Annotated in this window: 15 protein-coding genes and 1 pseudogene; 6 read left to right on the forward strand and 10 right to left on the reverse strand. The window is 50.1% G+C overall.

The features are described 5' to 3' along the window. Positions 1 to 95: 95 nt before the first annotated feature. From ACHHZ6_RS04190 to ACHHZ6_RS04215, 6 genes and pseudogenes are all read right to left on the reverse strand, one after another. Positions 96 to 908, reverse strand: a complete 813-nt coding sequence (locus ACHHZ6_RS04190; protein WP_395121821.1) for a restriction endonuclease subunit S — start codon at positions 906 to 908, stop codon at positions 96 to 98. After that, positions 908 to 3,715, reverse strand: coding sequence for a DEAD/DEAH box helicase family protein (locus ACHHZ6_RS04195; RefSeq protein ID WP_395121822.1), 2,808 nt, complete (start codon positions 3,713 to 3,715; stop codon positions 908 to 910). The genes ACHHZ6_RS04190 and ACHHZ6_RS04195 overlap by 1 nt, the downstream gene beginning before the upstream one ends. 36 nt (positions 3,716 to 3,751) lie before the next feature. After that, on the reverse strand, positions 3,752 to 3,970 hold the full coding sequence (locus tag ACHHZ6_RS04200; RefSeq protein ID WP_395121823.1) for a helix-turn-helix domain-containing protein: 219 nt from the start codon (positions 3,968 to 3,970) through the stop codon (positions 3,752 to 3,754). Between the two features lie 332 nt (positions 3,971 to 4,302). Next, positions 4,303 to 4,446 (reverse strand): hypothetical protein, encoded by a 144-nt coding sequence (locus tag ACHHZ6_RS04205; RefSeq protein ID WP_395121824.1) that lies wholly within the window; start codon positions 4,444 to 4,446, stop codon positions 4,303 to 4,305. A 149-nt stretch (positions 4,447 to 4,595) separates the two neighbouring features. After that, positions 4,596 to 5,168 (reverse strand): hypothetical protein, encoded by a 573-nt coding sequence (locus ACHHZ6_RS04210; RefSeq protein ID WP_395121825.1) that lies wholly within the window; start codon positions 5,166 to 5,168, stop codon positions 4,596 to 4,598. A 59-nt stretch (positions 5,169 to 5,227) separates the two neighbouring features. Beyond that, positions 5,228 to 6,339 (reverse strand): annotated as a pseudogene (locus ACHHZ6_RS04215) (IS3 family transposase). 161 nt (positions 6,340 to 6,500) lie between these two features. On the opposite strand from ACHHZ6_RS04215, the gene ACHHZ6_RS04220 reads away from it, so the two are divergent. Both ACHHZ6_RS04220 and ACHHZ6_RS04225 read left to right on the forward strand, forming a co-directional pair. Then, positions 6,501 to 7,202, forward strand: coding sequence for a hypothetical protein (locus ACHHZ6_RS04220; protein ID WP_395121826.1), 702 nt, complete (start codon positions 6,501 to 6,503; stop codon positions 7,200 to 7,202). Continuing rightward, positions 7,199 to 7,633: a hypothetical protein gene (locus tag ACHHZ6_RS04225; protein WP_395121827.1), complete on the forward strand. Its 435-nt coding sequence runs from the start codon at positions 7,199 to 7,201 to the stop codon at positions 7,631 to 7,633. Before ACHHZ6_RS04220 ends, ACHHZ6_RS04225 begins: the two co-directional genes overlap by 4 nt. Here ACHHZ6_RS04225 and ACHHZ6_RS04230 read toward each other — a convergent pair. Then, a complete protein-coding gene (locus ACHHZ6_RS04230) occupies positions 7,627 to 8,319 on the reverse strand; it encodes a winged helix-turn-helix domain-containing protein (protein WP_395121828.1) in 693 nt (230 codons plus the stop codon). The genes ACHHZ6_RS04225 and ACHHZ6_RS04230 overlap by 7 nt on opposite strands. Before the next feature lie 25 nt (positions 8,320 to 8,344). Next, positions 8,345 to 9,217 carry a phosphorothioated DNA-binding restriction endonuclease gene (locus tag ACHHZ6_RS04235; RefSeq protein ID WP_395121829.1) on the reverse strand — a complete coding sequence of 291 codons (873 nt, stop codon included), beginning with the start codon at positions 9,215 to 9,217 and terminating at the stop codon, positions 8,345 to 8,347. A 300-nt stretch (positions 9,218 to 9,517) separates the two neighbouring features. On the opposite strand from ACHHZ6_RS04235, the gene ACHHZ6_RS04240 reads away from it, so the two are divergent. Continuing rightward, on the forward strand, positions 9,518 to 9,973 hold the full coding sequence (locus ACHHZ6_RS04240) for a SymE family type I addiction module toxin (protein ID WP_163281775.1): 456 nt from the start codon (positions 9,518 to 9,520) through the stop codon (positions 9,971 to 9,973). Between the two features lie 49 nt (positions 9,974 to 10,022). Here ACHHZ6_RS04240 and trpS read toward each other — a convergent pair whose 3' ends face one another. Beyond that, positions 10,023 to 11,027 (reverse strand): tryptophan--tRNA ligase, encoded by a 1,005-nt coding sequence (trpS, locus tag ACHHZ6_RS04245; protein ID WP_182919340.1) that lies wholly within the window; start codon positions 11,025 to 11,027, stop codon positions 10,023 to 10,025. A 199-nt stretch (positions 11,028 to 11,226) separates the two neighbouring features. On the opposite strand from trpS, the gene fosA reads away from it, so the two are divergent. Next, the gene (fosA, locus tag ACHHZ6_RS04250; RefSeq protein WP_395121895.1) at positions 11,227 to 11,655 is read left to right on the forward strand and encodes a FosA/FosA2 family fosfomycin resistance glutathione transferase; all 429 of its coding nucleotides are present in this window, start codon (positions 11,227 to 11,229) and stop codon (positions 11,653 to 11,655) included. 329 nt (positions 11,656 to 11,984) lie between these two features. Next, a complete protein-coding gene (locus tag ACHHZ6_RS04255) occupies positions 11,985 to 12,590 on the forward strand; it encodes an ATP-dependent Clp protease proteolytic subunit (protein WP_182273626.1) in 606 nt (201 codons plus the stop codon). A 27-nt stretch (positions 12,591 to 12,617) separates the two neighbouring features. Here the strand turns inward: ACHHZ6_RS04255 and ACHHZ6_RS04260 are convergent, their stop codons facing one another. Continuing rightward, positions 12,618 to 12,914 (reverse strand): SH3 domain-containing protein, encoded by a 297-nt coding sequence (locus tag ACHHZ6_RS04260; protein WP_182273625.1) that lies wholly within the window; start codon positions 12,912 to 12,914, stop codon positions 12,618 to 12,620. 208 nt (positions 12,915 to 13,122) lie between these two features. On the opposite strand from ACHHZ6_RS04260, the gene ACHHZ6_RS04265 reads away from it, so the two are divergent. Then, positions 13,123 to 14,244, forward strand: coding sequence for a cupin domain-containing protein (locus ACHHZ6_RS04265; RefSeq protein WP_182273624.1), 1,122 nt, complete (start codon positions 13,123 to 13,125; stop codon positions 14,242 to 14,244). The last annotated feature ends 15 nt before the right edge of the window (positions 14,245 to 14,259 follow it).

Raw genomic sequence — 14,259 nt, forward strand, 5'->3', positions numbered from 1 at the left:
TCTGACGGCGCTTAGTGCTGAATTCACTATCGGCGAAGGTGAGTTGATGGCTCATGATGTCCCTCTGGGATGCGCTCCGGATGAATATGATGATCTCATATCAGGAACTTGTTCGCACCTTCCTTAGCTTCCCATTCTTTTATCGCAGTCTTCCAATCATTCAGTTGATGCTGGTAGCGGGATTCGCGCTCTTGCTGGATATGGGCTAGAAGTTGTTCAGTGGATTTCAGTTTATCGGCATTTTTCTCACGCCACTTTGCAGTGAGCTTGCCTTCAAAGGCGTGTTTGAGAACGGCTTGGCGGTAGATCTTAAGCTGCTCGCGGGCAGTTTTCAGCGCGGTAATTCCATTATCCAACTCAGAGAATAGTTGTTCGATTTTAGCGACAATGCGCTTTTGTTCATTTACCGGAGCTAATGGAAATGGAAAGGCCTTAATAACTGTTTGACTTATATTCTGTTGTGTCGCGCCCTTTCCCAAACCGGCCAGTTCTAATCTGGCATATCGAAGGAAATTAAATAGATATTTTGTTTCGATCTCATTTTTTTCAGCAAAAGCTATTGCTTGATTGGTCGCTAACTTCATACCAGCTATTCCCAGTTTTCCGATAGAGCCATACATTGCTAAAAGCAGTGTACCTTCATCAACTAGTTTGGCTGAGCTATTTTGCAGGCCTTTCTCGTTAATTTTTTGGCTGGATTCATTAATGATGCCGTCGTTTAAATCACCAATAACCAGCCAAGGAATGTTTCCACCGTAATACTCTGGATTACCGCTTTTGGGGGTGCCACCACTTCCCCATTTAAAGCATTCACCCAACGTTGTTTTTACCCAACTTTCTGGAATAACATCTAAAATTCTTGATTCAACTTTTTTAAATACAACAGTGTCAATAGTTTCAATAGCCATTATGCCACTAACTCCCGATTCAATTCCTCAAGCAACCAGTCCATCTTGTCCCCAAACTGTTGATACATGCCCATCAAACCGCCCTGAGCATCGAAGGGGGTCATATCCAGATCATCACGTTCGAAGTGAAAAGAGCTCACGATATGGTCGCGAATAGCTTGTAGCCATTGCATTTGCTGTTCATTAAATTTTTCTGAATTACCTGAGTGGTACTTCATAATCCAATCCTGAAAATTCTTTCTTACGGTGTTGTCAAAAGGCTTGATTTCACTATCTATGCCGCACACCCTGCGGACCAGAGCGACTAAGGCGGTGAGTTCAGTTAAAGGGTTTTCGCCTTGATAGTTATCCAAATGGGCATAAGCCTGCCAAATACGTAACGGTGCCAGCTTGGGGCGATCTTGCCTTAGCTTTTCTAACAAAGTTTTGATTTGCGTAAAGGTCACTTCGCTGCGGCGCGCAGGTGTATGGAAGTAGATGTTAAGCGCATCGATCTCGTCGGCATGCTCTTGCAGATAGTCGGCAAATTCTTGGATGAGCACCCTAGCGTTTTCGGTTGTTTCTCCATCCCATTCGGCTTTGAGTATCGTATCAAGATCATCGTGCACGATGGTTTGTTCTTTGTCGCGACGGATAGTATCGATCAGCTCAATCAGCTCGCCACTAAACACGTTTGCCACTTGGCCGACCAACTGCTGCTGAGCTTTGTTACGGGCATAGTCACCAGGGTCGGTGCCGACCGGCTGTCCGACGATTTCCAACGCTTTTTGCTCTATGCGGTCACCATCGATGGCGTTGAAGAGTTCACCAACAATCGTAAGTAAAGGCGTGCCACCAGCTTTTTCAGCAATACGGGCACGTTCTTTGTCATCAAGCTGTTTGTCTAATCGCGCCAGGCGTCCGGCTAGCGATGATACAGTATCAATATCGCTTGCACCCATCATTACGCCCATTGCCAAGTCTTTGAGCGGCACGCTAGGTTTGGTGATCAGAGGTTGGCTTGCGGTCTTAACCGACTTGGTGACGCCAATAGCATCGACAATCACATAGTGTGTTTTAGCGCTCTGCGCGGATGGAGTGACTTTTTGCAAACTGTCTTTATCGAGTGTGCGGGTACCGCGCCCCTTCATTTGTTCAAAGTAGTTTTTACTTTTTACATCACGCATAAACAGCAAACATTCCAGCGCCTTTACGTCGGTTCCGGTGGCAATCATATCGACGGTAACCGCAATACGTGGGTAATAGTCATTGCGGAACTGGGCGAGCACAGATTTAGGGTCTTCACCTTTTTCAATCACTTTGCCTTCAGCATCAGTTTTGTCATTGACAACACGGTAGGTGATTTTTTTACAGAACTGGTTACTTTCGCCAAACTCTTCGCGCACGTTTTGAATGATGTCATCAGCGTGGCTGTCGGATTTGGCAAAGATAAGGGTTTTGGGTACTTCTTGACGACCGGGAAAGATGGTCGGCAGTGAATCTTTGAAAGTACGGATGACAGTGCGAATTTGGTCCGGGTTCACGATGTTGCGGTCGAGTTGCTTTGCAGTGTAGGCCTCGTCCTGATCCTGTTGCTCCCAGCGCTTGCGGCGGGTAGTACGCTCGCGGCGCTCCACCTGCTGCTTCGCTTCAATCTTTCCGCCTTGCTTGGTCTTTTCGGTTTCGATCACAAAGATTTCGTTACCCACGTTAACACCATCGGCCACGGCTTTTTCGTGGTTATACTCGCTGACAACATTCTTGCGGAAGAATCCGTAGGTACGATTGTCCGGCGTGGCGGTCAGACCAACCAGATAGGCATCAAAATACTCCAGCACCTGCCGCCACAGGTTGTAAATAGAGCGGTGACACTCATCAATGATGATTACATCAAAAAACTCAGGTGGAATCTTTTCATTATACACCACCGGCAGTGGCTCTTTGGGCTTAGTAGATTGCTCCGCTGGGTTTTGCTCCTCGAGAGAATCATCCAGCGCCTCATCTTTTAGAATGGAGTACATACGTTGGATAGTACTAATACAAACCTGTGCATCTTTGGCGATGAACTGATTTTTCAATCGCTGAACTGTGTATAGTTCGGTGAATTTTCGGTTATCGTCGTTTGGCACGAAGCTCATGAATTCTTGTTCGGCCTGTTCCCCAAGGTTTTTGGTATCCACCAGAAACAGAATGCGATTAGCATTCACGGGCTCCCGTAGCAGGCGATAACTGGCCGTAATAGCAGTAAAGGTCTTTCCGGAGCCAGTGGCCATCTGCACCAGTGCACGGGGTCTGTCTTGTTTGAATGACTTTTCTAAGTTGGTGATGGCCGTAATCTGGCAATCACGCAAACCTTCTTTAATCAGTGGTGGGAAATCTTGCAAACGACCGCGCAGGCTTTTAGGTTCTTTGAGCCACTTGGCGAGGGTTTCCGGGCGATGGAAGTTAAACACTTCGCGGGAGCGTGGAAGTGGATCTAAACCATCAGTAAAGCGTGTAATAACTCCAGTACTTTCATATATAAAGCGCAAAGGGTGGTTGTTGTTTACCCATTTCAAAGTTGCGTTAGCATATCCTTGTGACTGATCCTCAACTGTGGTGATCTTTTCACCCCAAGTTTCAGGTTTGGCTTCAATCACACCCACTGCTTGCTTATCAACAAACAGCACATAATCTGCAGGCCCTACGTCGGTTTGATACTCGCGCACTGCAACACCAGTAGAAGCGGAAAAATTGATCTTCTTCTTGTCTTGTACTACCCATCCCGCTTGCGCGAGCAACACGTCTATTTGGTCGCGAGCTTTTTGTTCTGGATTTTGATTGACCATGCTTTAAGTCCCTGCCTACTGGTTGTCGTTGCGCACTTAATATTTGTTGGCTGTCGGCGTCGCACGTTCTAACAGTTCACTAATGCCGCAGTCGAATAGTTCACATAATTTATCGAGCGCTTTCAGATCCACTTTCTGTGCTGTCTCTTTGTAGAGTAAAGTCACCGTAGTGCGGCTGAGTCCTGTTTCTCTGACAACGTCTGCAATACGCATTTTGCGTTCACCCATCATGCGGGCGAGGTGGCAGCGGACCATGGCGATGCCTCTTGTAGTTGTCTTGACTATAGTAAGAGATTGTACCACAAATTTTATACTGAAGTCATATTTTGCGATTTGAAGTTAAATTATATTGTCTAAATTAGTATTTGGATCTTAATGTTCTGACATGTTATTCCTTGATGGCCTTTCGTCGTGTACGCTCATATTTTGTTCCTATTGGGAGGCCATACCAATAGGAAACGACGAAAACGATGTTGATGCTCAGGATTGAGGTATTTTTATTGCTCTTCGGTAATCCCCTCGAAAATCTGATGTATTGATAATTAGATTTTTCTCTTAATCTCAACCGGAGACAGCTCTATAAAAAATTATGCTTTTCTGATGGCCAGATCATGCCCATCCTGAAATAAGTCGAGGCCGGAATGCCGGTGGCTAAGCAATATATTGAGCAAGGTACGGGCACCGCTCAGGCAACCGATACCATCGAGAGTGATAAAAGATTTGGCAAACATAACAATGGCTCCTGTCAGACAACACGCAGGCGTAAGCCGTTTCTTAAGGACTGACAGACGCCATGCTGTTGAATTGGTCTAAATGAATTGAGAAGTGGATAGCGATGTAGTTGTCACACTATGGGCTGTTGGCGTAAAAACTTTCATGCTCAGGAGGTTGTTCTGCGTGGCCGTCCGCTTAACGGTCGTTGGGGGACCTCATTGCAGCCGAACAACAGTAGGCCATGTTTCTGATGGGTTTTGGTCATATACGCCAGTACCTGTCGGATGTTGGTGATACTGTCCGGATCGCTGTAACGTACTGGGATATTGATATCGGCCTCGTAATGCTCTTTAAACTCGCATCGGTGATACCATCCATCTCGGTCAGTGATATCGCTCCAGTACAAACCGACTTGCTGCGCCCAGGAATATGTATTCTGAGTTTTACTACCATCCAGCCAGAACACGACGTGGGCATGGTAGTGGTGATCTTCGGTCCATTCGATAACCCAGAAGAAACCGACTACCGCTTCGAGTTGCATCATACGGTTCATCAGCTTTCGGACATCCCATTCAAGTTGGTGATGATCCCGCAGGAAAAACTTAGTGGTATGATCCTGGTAAAACAGATCTGTTCGGAATGCACGCAGGCAAGCATAGCGCTCTACCAGTTTGTCGACATGGTTGTTCAGGAGTGACTGTAGAAACCAGTCTGGCTTCCATCGTTTTTTGTTTTGCATCGGATAAATTTCTTTAGTGCTGGCGAGGACCAGCTAGTGGAATTGTAAGCACACCTGTTTTAGTTCCACGCACTTTTTGAGATTTCCAGTTTTTCAGCCATCAGCCGGTACTCTTCCGGCGTCAGGTTATTCAGGGACTCATGAGGTCGCTCGCTGTTATATTCCATCAGCCAGCGCTCAGTAATTTCCCGTGCTTCATTTAGTGTCCTGAACAGATAAAAATCCAGGATTTCTGTCCGGTATGTCCGGTTGAACCGTTCGATAAAAGCATTCTGTGTTGGTTTACCCGGCTTGATAAATTCGAGTTGCACGCCATGTTCTTCGGCCCATTGTGCCAGCGCCAGTGAGACCAGTTCTGGCCCGTTGTCCATCCGCATCTTCAGCGGGTAGCCGCGGTTTGCCACGATCCTGTCCAACACCCGGATGACTCGCTGAGCCGGGATATTCAGGTCGATTTCTATCGCCAGTGCTTCACGGTTAAAATCATCCACCACATTGAAGGTCCGGAAGCGTCAGCCGCAGAGCAGCGCGTCGTGCATAAAATCGATGGACCAGCTCTGGTTTAACGCTTTCGGCGTCGCCAGTGGTGCCGGGTTACGCACTGGCAGACGCTGTTTTCCCTTGCGACGAAAATTCAGTTTCAGCAGGCAGTAAATCCGGTGAACGCGTTTATGGTTCCAGGTATTGCCCTGCCTGCGCAGCAGCTGGAACAGCTTCTTAAAACCATATCGCGGATAGCGTTCTGCCAGTTCAGTCAGTGCATGGATCACCGGTTCATCACGCCGAGTATCGGGCCGATAAAAATACACCGTCCTGCTCAGCGATACTGACCTGCAGGCCTGGCGTAAACTCATGGCAAATTGCGCTGTCAGATAGCTGACGAGTTCACGCTTTATCGCTGGTTTTAAAGCTTTTTTTCGATGACGTCTTTAAGTGCCCGGCACTCAAGGCTGAGATCAGCAAACATCTGTTTGAGGCGTCGGTTTTCGTCCTCAAGATCTTTCATCTTTTTGATATCAGAGGCTTCCATCCCACCGTACTTTGCTTTCCAGTTGTAGTACGAGGCTTCAGAAATCCCTGCTTCGCGGCAGACATCCTTGACGGTACGTCCGGCTTCAACAGACTTCAGGACAGCGATGATCTGGTGCTCAGTGAATCGGGCTTTACGCATGGCGATCTCCTCAGGGAATACAATCAGTATGTCGGAAGATCTCTAAAAGTGAGTGGTTCGTTTTACTGGGATACTTACACCCAAACACTTTAACAGTTATCTGGACTGCCTGAAAAATCGTCTATAACATAGCCAGTTAGACTACATATGGAGATGTAAGTATGAGCACCAGAGGAGAGATAAGGGATGGGGCTCTGTTTGACGTTCTCGACAGAGGAATCGTCTACACAGAGGTGTTGGGCTGGATTGATATGGGACATGCCCGTGGCAATGATGTGGCGGCGCTTAAACGTCAATTCGTTGAGGGAGAGCGTAGCGGCAAACCATCTTATTTCGTCATGTATCGGCAAGATATGGGCGTCTTAAAATTCCAATCGCGGCTTGGCGTCGGGAAGTTCTCTCACTGGGAAATTAAGCGTGGCCGGAGTACCGAAGACATTAACAGAATCATGCTGGCGATGATGATGATGACCGCATCCAGATTTGAAGGCCTGCAAAGCCTGCGGTTCTTCTCCTGGTATACAGACAGCGGCTTTAGCGGTGAGGATTTGGTGTCTGACTTGTTCGGGTTCTATCGGGCTATCATACCGGGTCGGTATGGCTATCGTCTCAAGCCCGTGAGTTATGATTCAGCCGTGCGTCGCTGGGATTATTACGGCGCTATCGGTTCCCATAAAAATCGTGGGTTCCGTCCGATTCTTTTTCCCGATCCTGTTGACCAGTGTGTGCGACACCAGCCGTATACGGTTAATCTTCCGCATTTTATGACATGGCTCAGGCCGTGGGATGATTTCACATCCGGAGTGGTGAAGGTCATTACAAATGATGGGACATCGCTCTCGTTCATGGGGGCTAAGCTATGACAATCCTTTTAAAAATCCTGAAGTGGTGCGCACTCTCGGTTGCCACAGTCTTTATCCTTGGATGGCTGTTTGTCTGGCTCGTGGCATCGGGTTCTGAGGAAACGACGGTTTACACAGAACATGATTTTTTCCACTACCACACGCTGACTGACAAGGATATTGAACACGCCCCGCGTGTAACGGACGACTACTATTTCGAGGCGCATCCCGGCGATGGTTATGCCCCTTCAAATAGTATCGTTTTTAAAGGGGCTACCGGGGTCGCACCGTTGCGCGCGTATCTCGAAACGCTGGGATACGCGAAGGAAAAGCGTCGCCTGGGGGAAAAGGAGATCTGGTCAAAACCCGAACAGGTAAAAGGGGACATTTTCTATCTGTACTTTAATGCCGCTACGGGTGAAGTTGAGCTGACCAAAGTGATGAATTACTGAGTTAACTCACTCTGTGTTGATTCATCTACTTTTTGTGCTTTGGTCATCAAGGCTTTCAATTCTTCAATAGTGAGTGAGGGTTTTTGTCTGTGGAGCATTGCATGGCAATTAGGACAGACAGGGCGAAGATCTTTCACGGGGTCGAGTTTGTAGCGCTCCCCAATCTCAGAGAGAGGCGTGATATGGTGGACGTGAATATAGTCCTTACCGGTTTCACCATACGTTTTCTCAAAGTCCATATTGCACACGCTACATTGACAGCCGTAATGATCTATACATTTATCTCTTGCTGTTTTGCTACGTTCGTATTTATTAACTTTGATCTGCTTAACAGCCCCCTCATAAAAGGTTTCGGGCACATCATCTGGATAGTCGATATCTAACCTTGTAGAAAGCGACTCTGCTTTTTTGATGCCATCTTGCGTGAGTTTCCAGATGCCAAGGCCTGATTCTTTAGCATTATGAAGGTACTTGTAATCAACTAGCTTTTTTCGTGCCCATTGGACCATGTTATTCCATTGAGGACGATTGCTATCATCAGGAAGTAAGATGCTCATTTCTTCATCTGTAAGGCCAAACTCCTTCCCCAGCGGTTCATAACATGAGGAAGAGCTTACTTCTCCGCCACGATTATAAATATTTAAAAGTAAAGGGATTTCAATCTCTTTGTAGCCAGGGAACGACATCTTTATGCTCTCCAAATTGTATGGATTACTTCCTGAAAATTTCTCGTATATGCCACTCAATAAAACTAGCTTGCGGATAATTTTCTTTCTGTAGTGGGAGGTGAATTTGAGATCCTGCGAAGTCCCAAAAGAATCTGGATACAACGCTATTGCCATTTACAGCGGAAGATATTTGAACACGCATGTTTTCATCCACTCCAAGAGATCCTTTATCAAAGGCTTTATGATGGATTGCACAGAGGGCTAAGCCATTCACGACCTCACATGGTCCTCCATGTTGCTTCCATTTGATATGAGCGGCTTCAAGTGCGACAGAGGTATTATCATGTCGCATATTGAAACCGCAAATGGCGCACTGATAGTTATAAGCACGCAATACCTGCTGTCGGAACAAGGGATCGCGCTGTTTACGAATTTGCAGGAGATTAAATCCCAACTCGTCGGCGATTTCTTCCTGAATGCTTTCGGTAAAGTGTGCTTCGAGGATTTGCTGAGCGATAGCGTTAATCAGGTTCTTACTGTTGATCAAACGAGTGTAATGCTGCTCGTCAAAACCACCTGCAACATGATGTTCAACTAATTCTCCCGCAGGTGGTTGTCTGCTGGTACCTGATGTGGAACAGCGCGCCGCATTTTGTAGTTCCCAAAAGCCATCACCTTGTAAACGCCAGAACGGCATATCAGGACGGTACTGTGCACGCTGTGGCCCAAAACGTTCCAGCAGGCTGTGCAGCTGATCGCGTACTTCCGTACCATAATCAAACAAACGCGCATGCCCCTGCTGGTAGTTCGCCAGCACGTACAGAAGCAATAAAGGCTTATGTGGCGCACGTTGTTCGCCTTTGCGCCAGATGGTGATGTCGGCAATTGCCTGTTCGAGAGTTTTGCTGGAAGCCATCGCGTTACGGAAGAAGGTAAATAATTGCGATGATGCTCGCAAAACTGAGGTCAATCAACCCACAACCAGCAAAAACATGACCTTACTCCACCCATCTCTATTTCCTGAACCCTCCTCGCATTTCTCAAATTTACCCCATCCAAAACCGCTGTATTTATATTCAGCACGGTATAATAGCCACAATAAATAACGCCGAATGGCAAAAGGAAGTATCACAGGAAATTAATGAAGAATTCGCGATATGAAGGTGCTGCAACACCCCCATACCGCTAACCACAACCAACTACGAAGGAGTTGAAAATGGCTGCGACGAATTTTAAGCCAGAGTTTACTGTTTGCAAAACAGAATCAGATGCTTTTACCGGCATGATTGAAAACCGCGAGCTGGTACGCAAAAACAGCGCCCGCCGTTTACATGGCAACCAGCCCAATGCCGCGCCCGTCCATCCCCGTGCGGAAACGCCGCAAGACAGTGCAGCCTGCTGCGAACTGTATGCGCGCATAGACATGAAATACCTTCTTCTGGGCGGCGACTGGTTAAAACGGGCGGGCTTTATTAACGGTATGCCCGTGAAAATCCGCGCGATGAAAGACTGCATTGTGATTACCCCACAACATACAAGAGAATTATGGGGATGCCTGGAAGGTATGAGCGTGGTGAATATTAATAAGCAGAAAGTCGCGCAGTGGCTGAAGACGTTTCCGGGGGCGTTGAATGATACCGGCGATATACCGGTCATTAAGCGCAATGCCTGAGAAATATCCCGGCCCTGCGCCGGGATTGTTATTTATAATAAAGCTACTTTCAAAACACCGGCACCCCCAGCCCCATTTTCACTTCCCTTAACGTCCCCTGCGTCACCCCCTGTGCCCGTTCTGTTCCGCGTTTCAGCATCGCCATCAGCTCCCCTTTGTCCTGCATATACATCGCCCGTCGTTCCCGCATCGGCGCAATCAGCTCCTGCAAACACATCTCCAGCTCGTTCTTACACACCCGGTCTCCCAGCCCGCCCGCCTGATAGTGCGCCTTCATCGCCGCCACGTTGGCTTTGTCCGGGTGGAACGCGTCGAGATACGTAAACACCACGTTCCCCTCAATTTGCCCTGGGTCGCTCACCTTCAGGTGATTCGGGTCGGTGTACATGGCGCTCACCGCGCGGTGGATGGTCTCTTCGCTTGCGGAGAGGTGCAGCGTGTTGCCGAGGGATTTCGACATCTTGGCGCTGCCGTCGATACCCGGCAGGCGGCTGGTGTCGCTCAGCATCGCCTTGCAGTGGTGCAGCACCGGGGCGGGGAGCAGGCTGTTCATCTTGTGTACAATCTCGTTGGTCTGCTCAATCATCGGCAACTGATCGTCGCCGACGGGTACGCACCCGGCTTTGAACGCGGTGATGTCCGCCGCCTGGCTGATGGGGTAGGCCATAAACCCGACCGGCAGCGAGCGGGCGAAGCCTTTCTGCGCAATCTCGTTTTTCACCGTCGGGTTACGCTCCACGCGGGCGACGGTGACGATGTTCATATACAGCATTGTCAGCTCGGCGAGGGCGGGCAGGGCGGACTGCAGGCAGATTGTGGTCAGGTTCGGGTCGATACCGGCGGCGAGATAGTCGGCCAGCACTTCGGGGATGTTGTCGCGAATTTTTTGCGGGTTACTGCCGTTGTCGGTCAGCCCTTGCAGGTCGGCAATCAACACAAACTGATTGTGCGTCTGTTGCAGGGCCACGCGCTGGCGCAGGGAACCGACGTAGTGACCAAGATGCAGTGGGCCAGTCGGACGGTCGCCGGTGAGGATAGTGGTTGGGGTGTTCATAAAGACTCCTTAATGTGCAAATGCCGAAAGGGGTCTTAAATGTGTAAAAGCCGCCTTTCGGCGGCTATCTGAATGTAGGGTGAACTACGCTATGCCGCCTTTAAGAAGGCAGCCACCAACGGTTTACGGTGAGCGCGGCGTGATTTATGTTCATTCCATTACCGTACCACGACTGGCGCGAAAAACAAAAGGGCACGTCATGCTGCAATCTCTCAACCATCTGACCCTCGCGGTCAGCGACCTGCAAAAAAGTATCACCTTCTGGCACGAGCTGCTGGGCTTAACCCTTCATGCTCGCTGGGATACCGGGGCGTATCTCACCTGTGGCGATCTCTGGCTGTGCCTGTCATACGATGAGGCGCGCCATTACGTGCCGCCGCAGGAGAGCGACTATACCCATTACGCGTTTACCGTTGCGAAGGACGATTTTGCGCTGCTCTCGCGCAGGCTGGAGCAGGCGGGTGTCACCGTCTGGAAGCAGAACAAAAGTGAGGGAGCATCGTTCTATTTTCTCGACCCGGACGGGCACAAGCTGGAGCTGCATGTCGGCAATCTTGCCGCGCGGCTGGCTGCGTGTCGGGAGAAACCGTATGCGGGGATGGTCTTTTATCCGCAGAAGGGATCCTGAATCCTCTCATACTGAGTAACCGCCAGCGGCTGATATCCGGCGGAGGTGAACAGCGGCGCAAATCTCTCGGGTACTGCGACGGGTGTGCAGATGCCCGGATAGAGCGCGCTGAGATTTTGCAGCATCCTGCGCGCGTGGCTCTGACCACGGTATTCAGGCAAGATAGCAAAAGCACCGGGCCTGACAGCACTGGCACGGCGGGTGTTAATTTTTTTTCCGTCGGGTTCTGATTGTCATACGCGGTGTGCTGAGCGCCGTATCGCGTGAGGACTTCAACAGGTAAAACAGGCTACACTCTGGTTTTGAGCGCTAATGCTGAGGAAATAACAATGCACTACACACTGAAAGACAGCGACGATAAAGGTAAAGCGGAAGGGACACACGGCGCGGGCGCTCTGCAGCAAAAACTGCTGGAATCCCGTTCGATTGTGATCTCCGGTGAGATCAACCAGGAGCTGGCTGAGAAAGTCATCACCCAGATGATCCTGCTGCAAAGCGTAAGCAATGATCCTATCAAGCTGTACATCAACAGCCAGGGCGGCCACGTGGAAGCGGGCGACACCATCCACGACTTCATCAAGTTTATTCGCCCGGATGTACACGTCATCGGTACCGGTTGGGTGGCAAGCGCCGGGATCACCATCTTCCTGGCAGCGAAAAAAGAGCACCGCTACTCCCTGCCAAATACCCGCTTTATGATCCACCAGCCGCTGGGCGGCGTGCGTGGTCAGGCGACAGATATTGAAATTGAAGCGCGCGAGATCATCCGCATGCTGGATCGCGTAAACAAGCTGATTGCTGACGCCACCGGCCAGCCGCTGGAAAAAGTGAAAAAAGACACCGACCGCAACTTCTGGATGTCTCCGGCAGAAGCGCTGGACTACGGCATCGTGGGCAAGCTGATTACCCACTATGACGAGCTGAAGCTCGACTAAGTTCGCAATAGCGCCCGGCTGCGGGCGCTAACGCACCTCAAACACCACCGCCATCCAGTTGATACGGGTGTTTTCCGGAAACTCCGGGTACGGATCAAGGCGTGTACAGGCTCCCGCCCAGATAAACGTATTCTCATCAATACGATACCAGTGCGCATTACCTTCTACCGCATCACCCACCACGGCGGCCTGGATTGTCACCCGGCTTCCCGCAGGCAGTGCCTGTGCCACCGGGGAGAAAACCGACGGGTTATCCTTGCGCGTGTAGACCCCGATGATGGTCTTCACGTTGCCCGTCACCGGCAGTTCAGTGAAATCGCTCATTTCAGGCCTCATGACAAACACACTCTCTTAACGTAACGATATAAGCTGCTGTAAATCCTGGCGGTAACGATAAAGCGTGAAACTGTCATGGTGTGTCATGAGAAAGTCTGAAAGCGGCAGCTTTTTATTCCCGTTTGACCCACGACAAGGCAGCCCGGTACGGCGTCTTTCATAATCACACCTGTTTACCTTCTCACGGGTGCTACCTATGGCGTATCAACTGAACCTGAACTGGCCGGAATTTCTTGAAAAATACTGGCAGAAACAACCTGTTGTGCTGAAAAATGCCTTCCCGAATTTTGTCGATCCGATTACCCCGGACGAGCTGGCCGGTCTGGCGATGGAGCCGGAAGTCGATAGCCGTCTGGTGAGCCATTTCAACGGCAAGTGGCAGGCCAGCAATGGGCCATTTGAGCATTTTGACGGGCTTGGCGAGACCGGCTGGTCGCTGCTGGCGCAGGCGGTGAACCACTGGCATATGCCGGCGGCTGAGCTGGTACGTCCGTTCCGCGTGCTGCCGGACTGGCGTCTCGATGACCTGATGATCTCCTTCTCTGTCCCTGGCGGCGGCGTGGGTCCGCACATCGATCAGTACGATGTGTTTATCATTCAGGGGATGGGAAGCCGCCGCTGGCGCGTAGGAGACAAACTGCCGATGCGTCAGTTCTGTCCACACCCGGCGTTGCTGCATGTTGACCCGTTTGAGCCGATCATCGACGAAGATCTGGAGCCGGGCGATATCCTCTACATTCCACCTGGATTCCCGCACGACGGCTTTACCCATGAAACCGCGCTGAACTACTCTGTCGGTTTCCGTGGGCCGAACGGCCGCGATCTGATCAGCAGCTTTGCTGATTACGCGCTGGAAAACGATCTGGGCGGCGAGCATTACAGCGATCCGGATCTCACCTGCCGTGAACACCCAGGCCGTATTGAACAGTACGAACTTGATCGTATTCGCCAGATGATGATCGACATGATCAGAAAACCGGACGATTTCACAAAATGGTTCGGCAGCTTTGTCTCTACGCCGCGTCATGAGCTGGATATCGCCACCGCCGAACCGCCGTATGCACCGGAAGAGGTGCTGGATGCGCTGCAGGGCGGGGAAACCCTGACTCGCCTGAGTGGTCTGCGCGTGCTGAATATTGGCGGCAGCTTCTTTATCAACAGTGAACAGCTGGAAACGGTTGATGCGAAGGCGGCGGATGCGCTGTGTCGCTACACCGAACTCGGCCAGACCGAGCTGGGCGATGCCCTGAATAACCCGGCGTTTGTTGAAGAGCTGACCGGGCTGATTAACCAGGGTTACTGGTTCTTCGAAGAGTAATGATCCCTTGCCCGG

Origin of the sequence: Enterobacter cloacae complex sp. 2024EL-00214 (genome assembly GCF_043945575.1) — a bacterium.
GTDB classification, from domain to species: domain Bacteria; phylum Pseudomonadota; class Gammaproteobacteria; order Enterobacterales; family Enterobacteriaceae; genus Enterobacter; species Enterobacter cloacae_P.

Excerpts from the sequence above, each read along its gene's own strand:
- ACHHZ6_RS04190 (WP_395121821.1), bottom strand. The coding sequence starts at position 908 with ATGGCTATTGAAACTATTGACACTGTTGTATTTAAAAAAGTTGAATCA.
- ACHHZ6_RS04195 (WP_395121822.1), bottom strand. The coding sequence starts at position 3,715 with ATGGTCAATCAAAATCCAGAACAAAAAGCTCGCGACCAAATAGACGTG.
- ACHHZ6_RS04200 (WP_395121823.1), bottom strand. The coding sequence starts at position 3,970 with ATGGTCCGCTGCCACCTCGCCCGCATGATGGGTGAACGCAAAATGCGT.
- ACHHZ6_RS04205 (WP_395121824.1), bottom strand. The coding sequence starts at position 4,446 with ATGTTTGCCAAATCTTTTATCACTCTCGATGGTATCGGTTGCCTGAGC.
- ACHHZ6_RS04210 (WP_395121825.1), bottom strand. The coding sequence starts at position 5,168 with ATGCAAAACAAAAAACGATGGAAGCCAGACTGGTTTCTACAGTCACTC.
- ACHHZ6_RS04220 (WP_395121826.1), top strand. The coding sequence starts at position 6,501 with ATGAGCACCAGAGGAGAGATAAGGGATGGGGCTCTGTTTGACGTTCTC.
- ACHHZ6_RS04225 (WP_395121827.1), top strand. The coding sequence starts at position 7,199 with ATGACAATCCTTTTAAAAATCCTGAAGTGGTGCGCACTCTCGGTTGCC.
- ACHHZ6_RS04230 (WP_395121828.1), bottom strand. The coding sequence starts at position 8,319 with ATGTCGTTCCCTGGCTACAAAGAGATTGAAATCCCTTTACTTTTAAAT.
- ACHHZ6_RS04235 (WP_395121829.1), bottom strand. The coding sequence starts at position 9,217 with ATGGCTTCCAGCAAAACTCTCGAACAGGCAATTGCCGACATCACCATC.
- ACHHZ6_RS04240 (WP_163281775.1), top strand. The coding sequence starts at position 9,518 with ATGGCTGCGACGAATTTTAAGCCAGAGTTTACTGTTTGCAAAACAGAA.
- trpS (WP_182919340.1), bottom strand. The coding sequence starts at position 11,027 with ATGAACACCCCAACCACTATCCTCACCGGCGACCGTCCGACTGGCCCA.
- fosA (WP_395121895.1), top strand. The coding sequence starts at position 11,227 with ATGCTGCAATCTCTCAACCATCTGACCCTCGCGGTCAGCGACCTGCAA.
- ACHHZ6_RS04255 (WP_182273626.1), top strand. The coding sequence starts at position 11,985 with ATGCACTACACACTGAAAGACAGCGACGATAAAGGTAAAGCGGAAGGG.
- ACHHZ6_RS04260 (WP_182273625.1), bottom strand. The coding sequence starts at position 12,914 with ATGAGCGATTTCACTGAACTGCCGGTGACGGGCAACGTGAAGACCATC.
- ACHHZ6_RS04265 (WP_182273624.1), top strand. The coding sequence starts at position 13,123 with ATGGCGTATCAACTGAACCTGAACTGGCCGGAATTTCTTGAAAAATAC.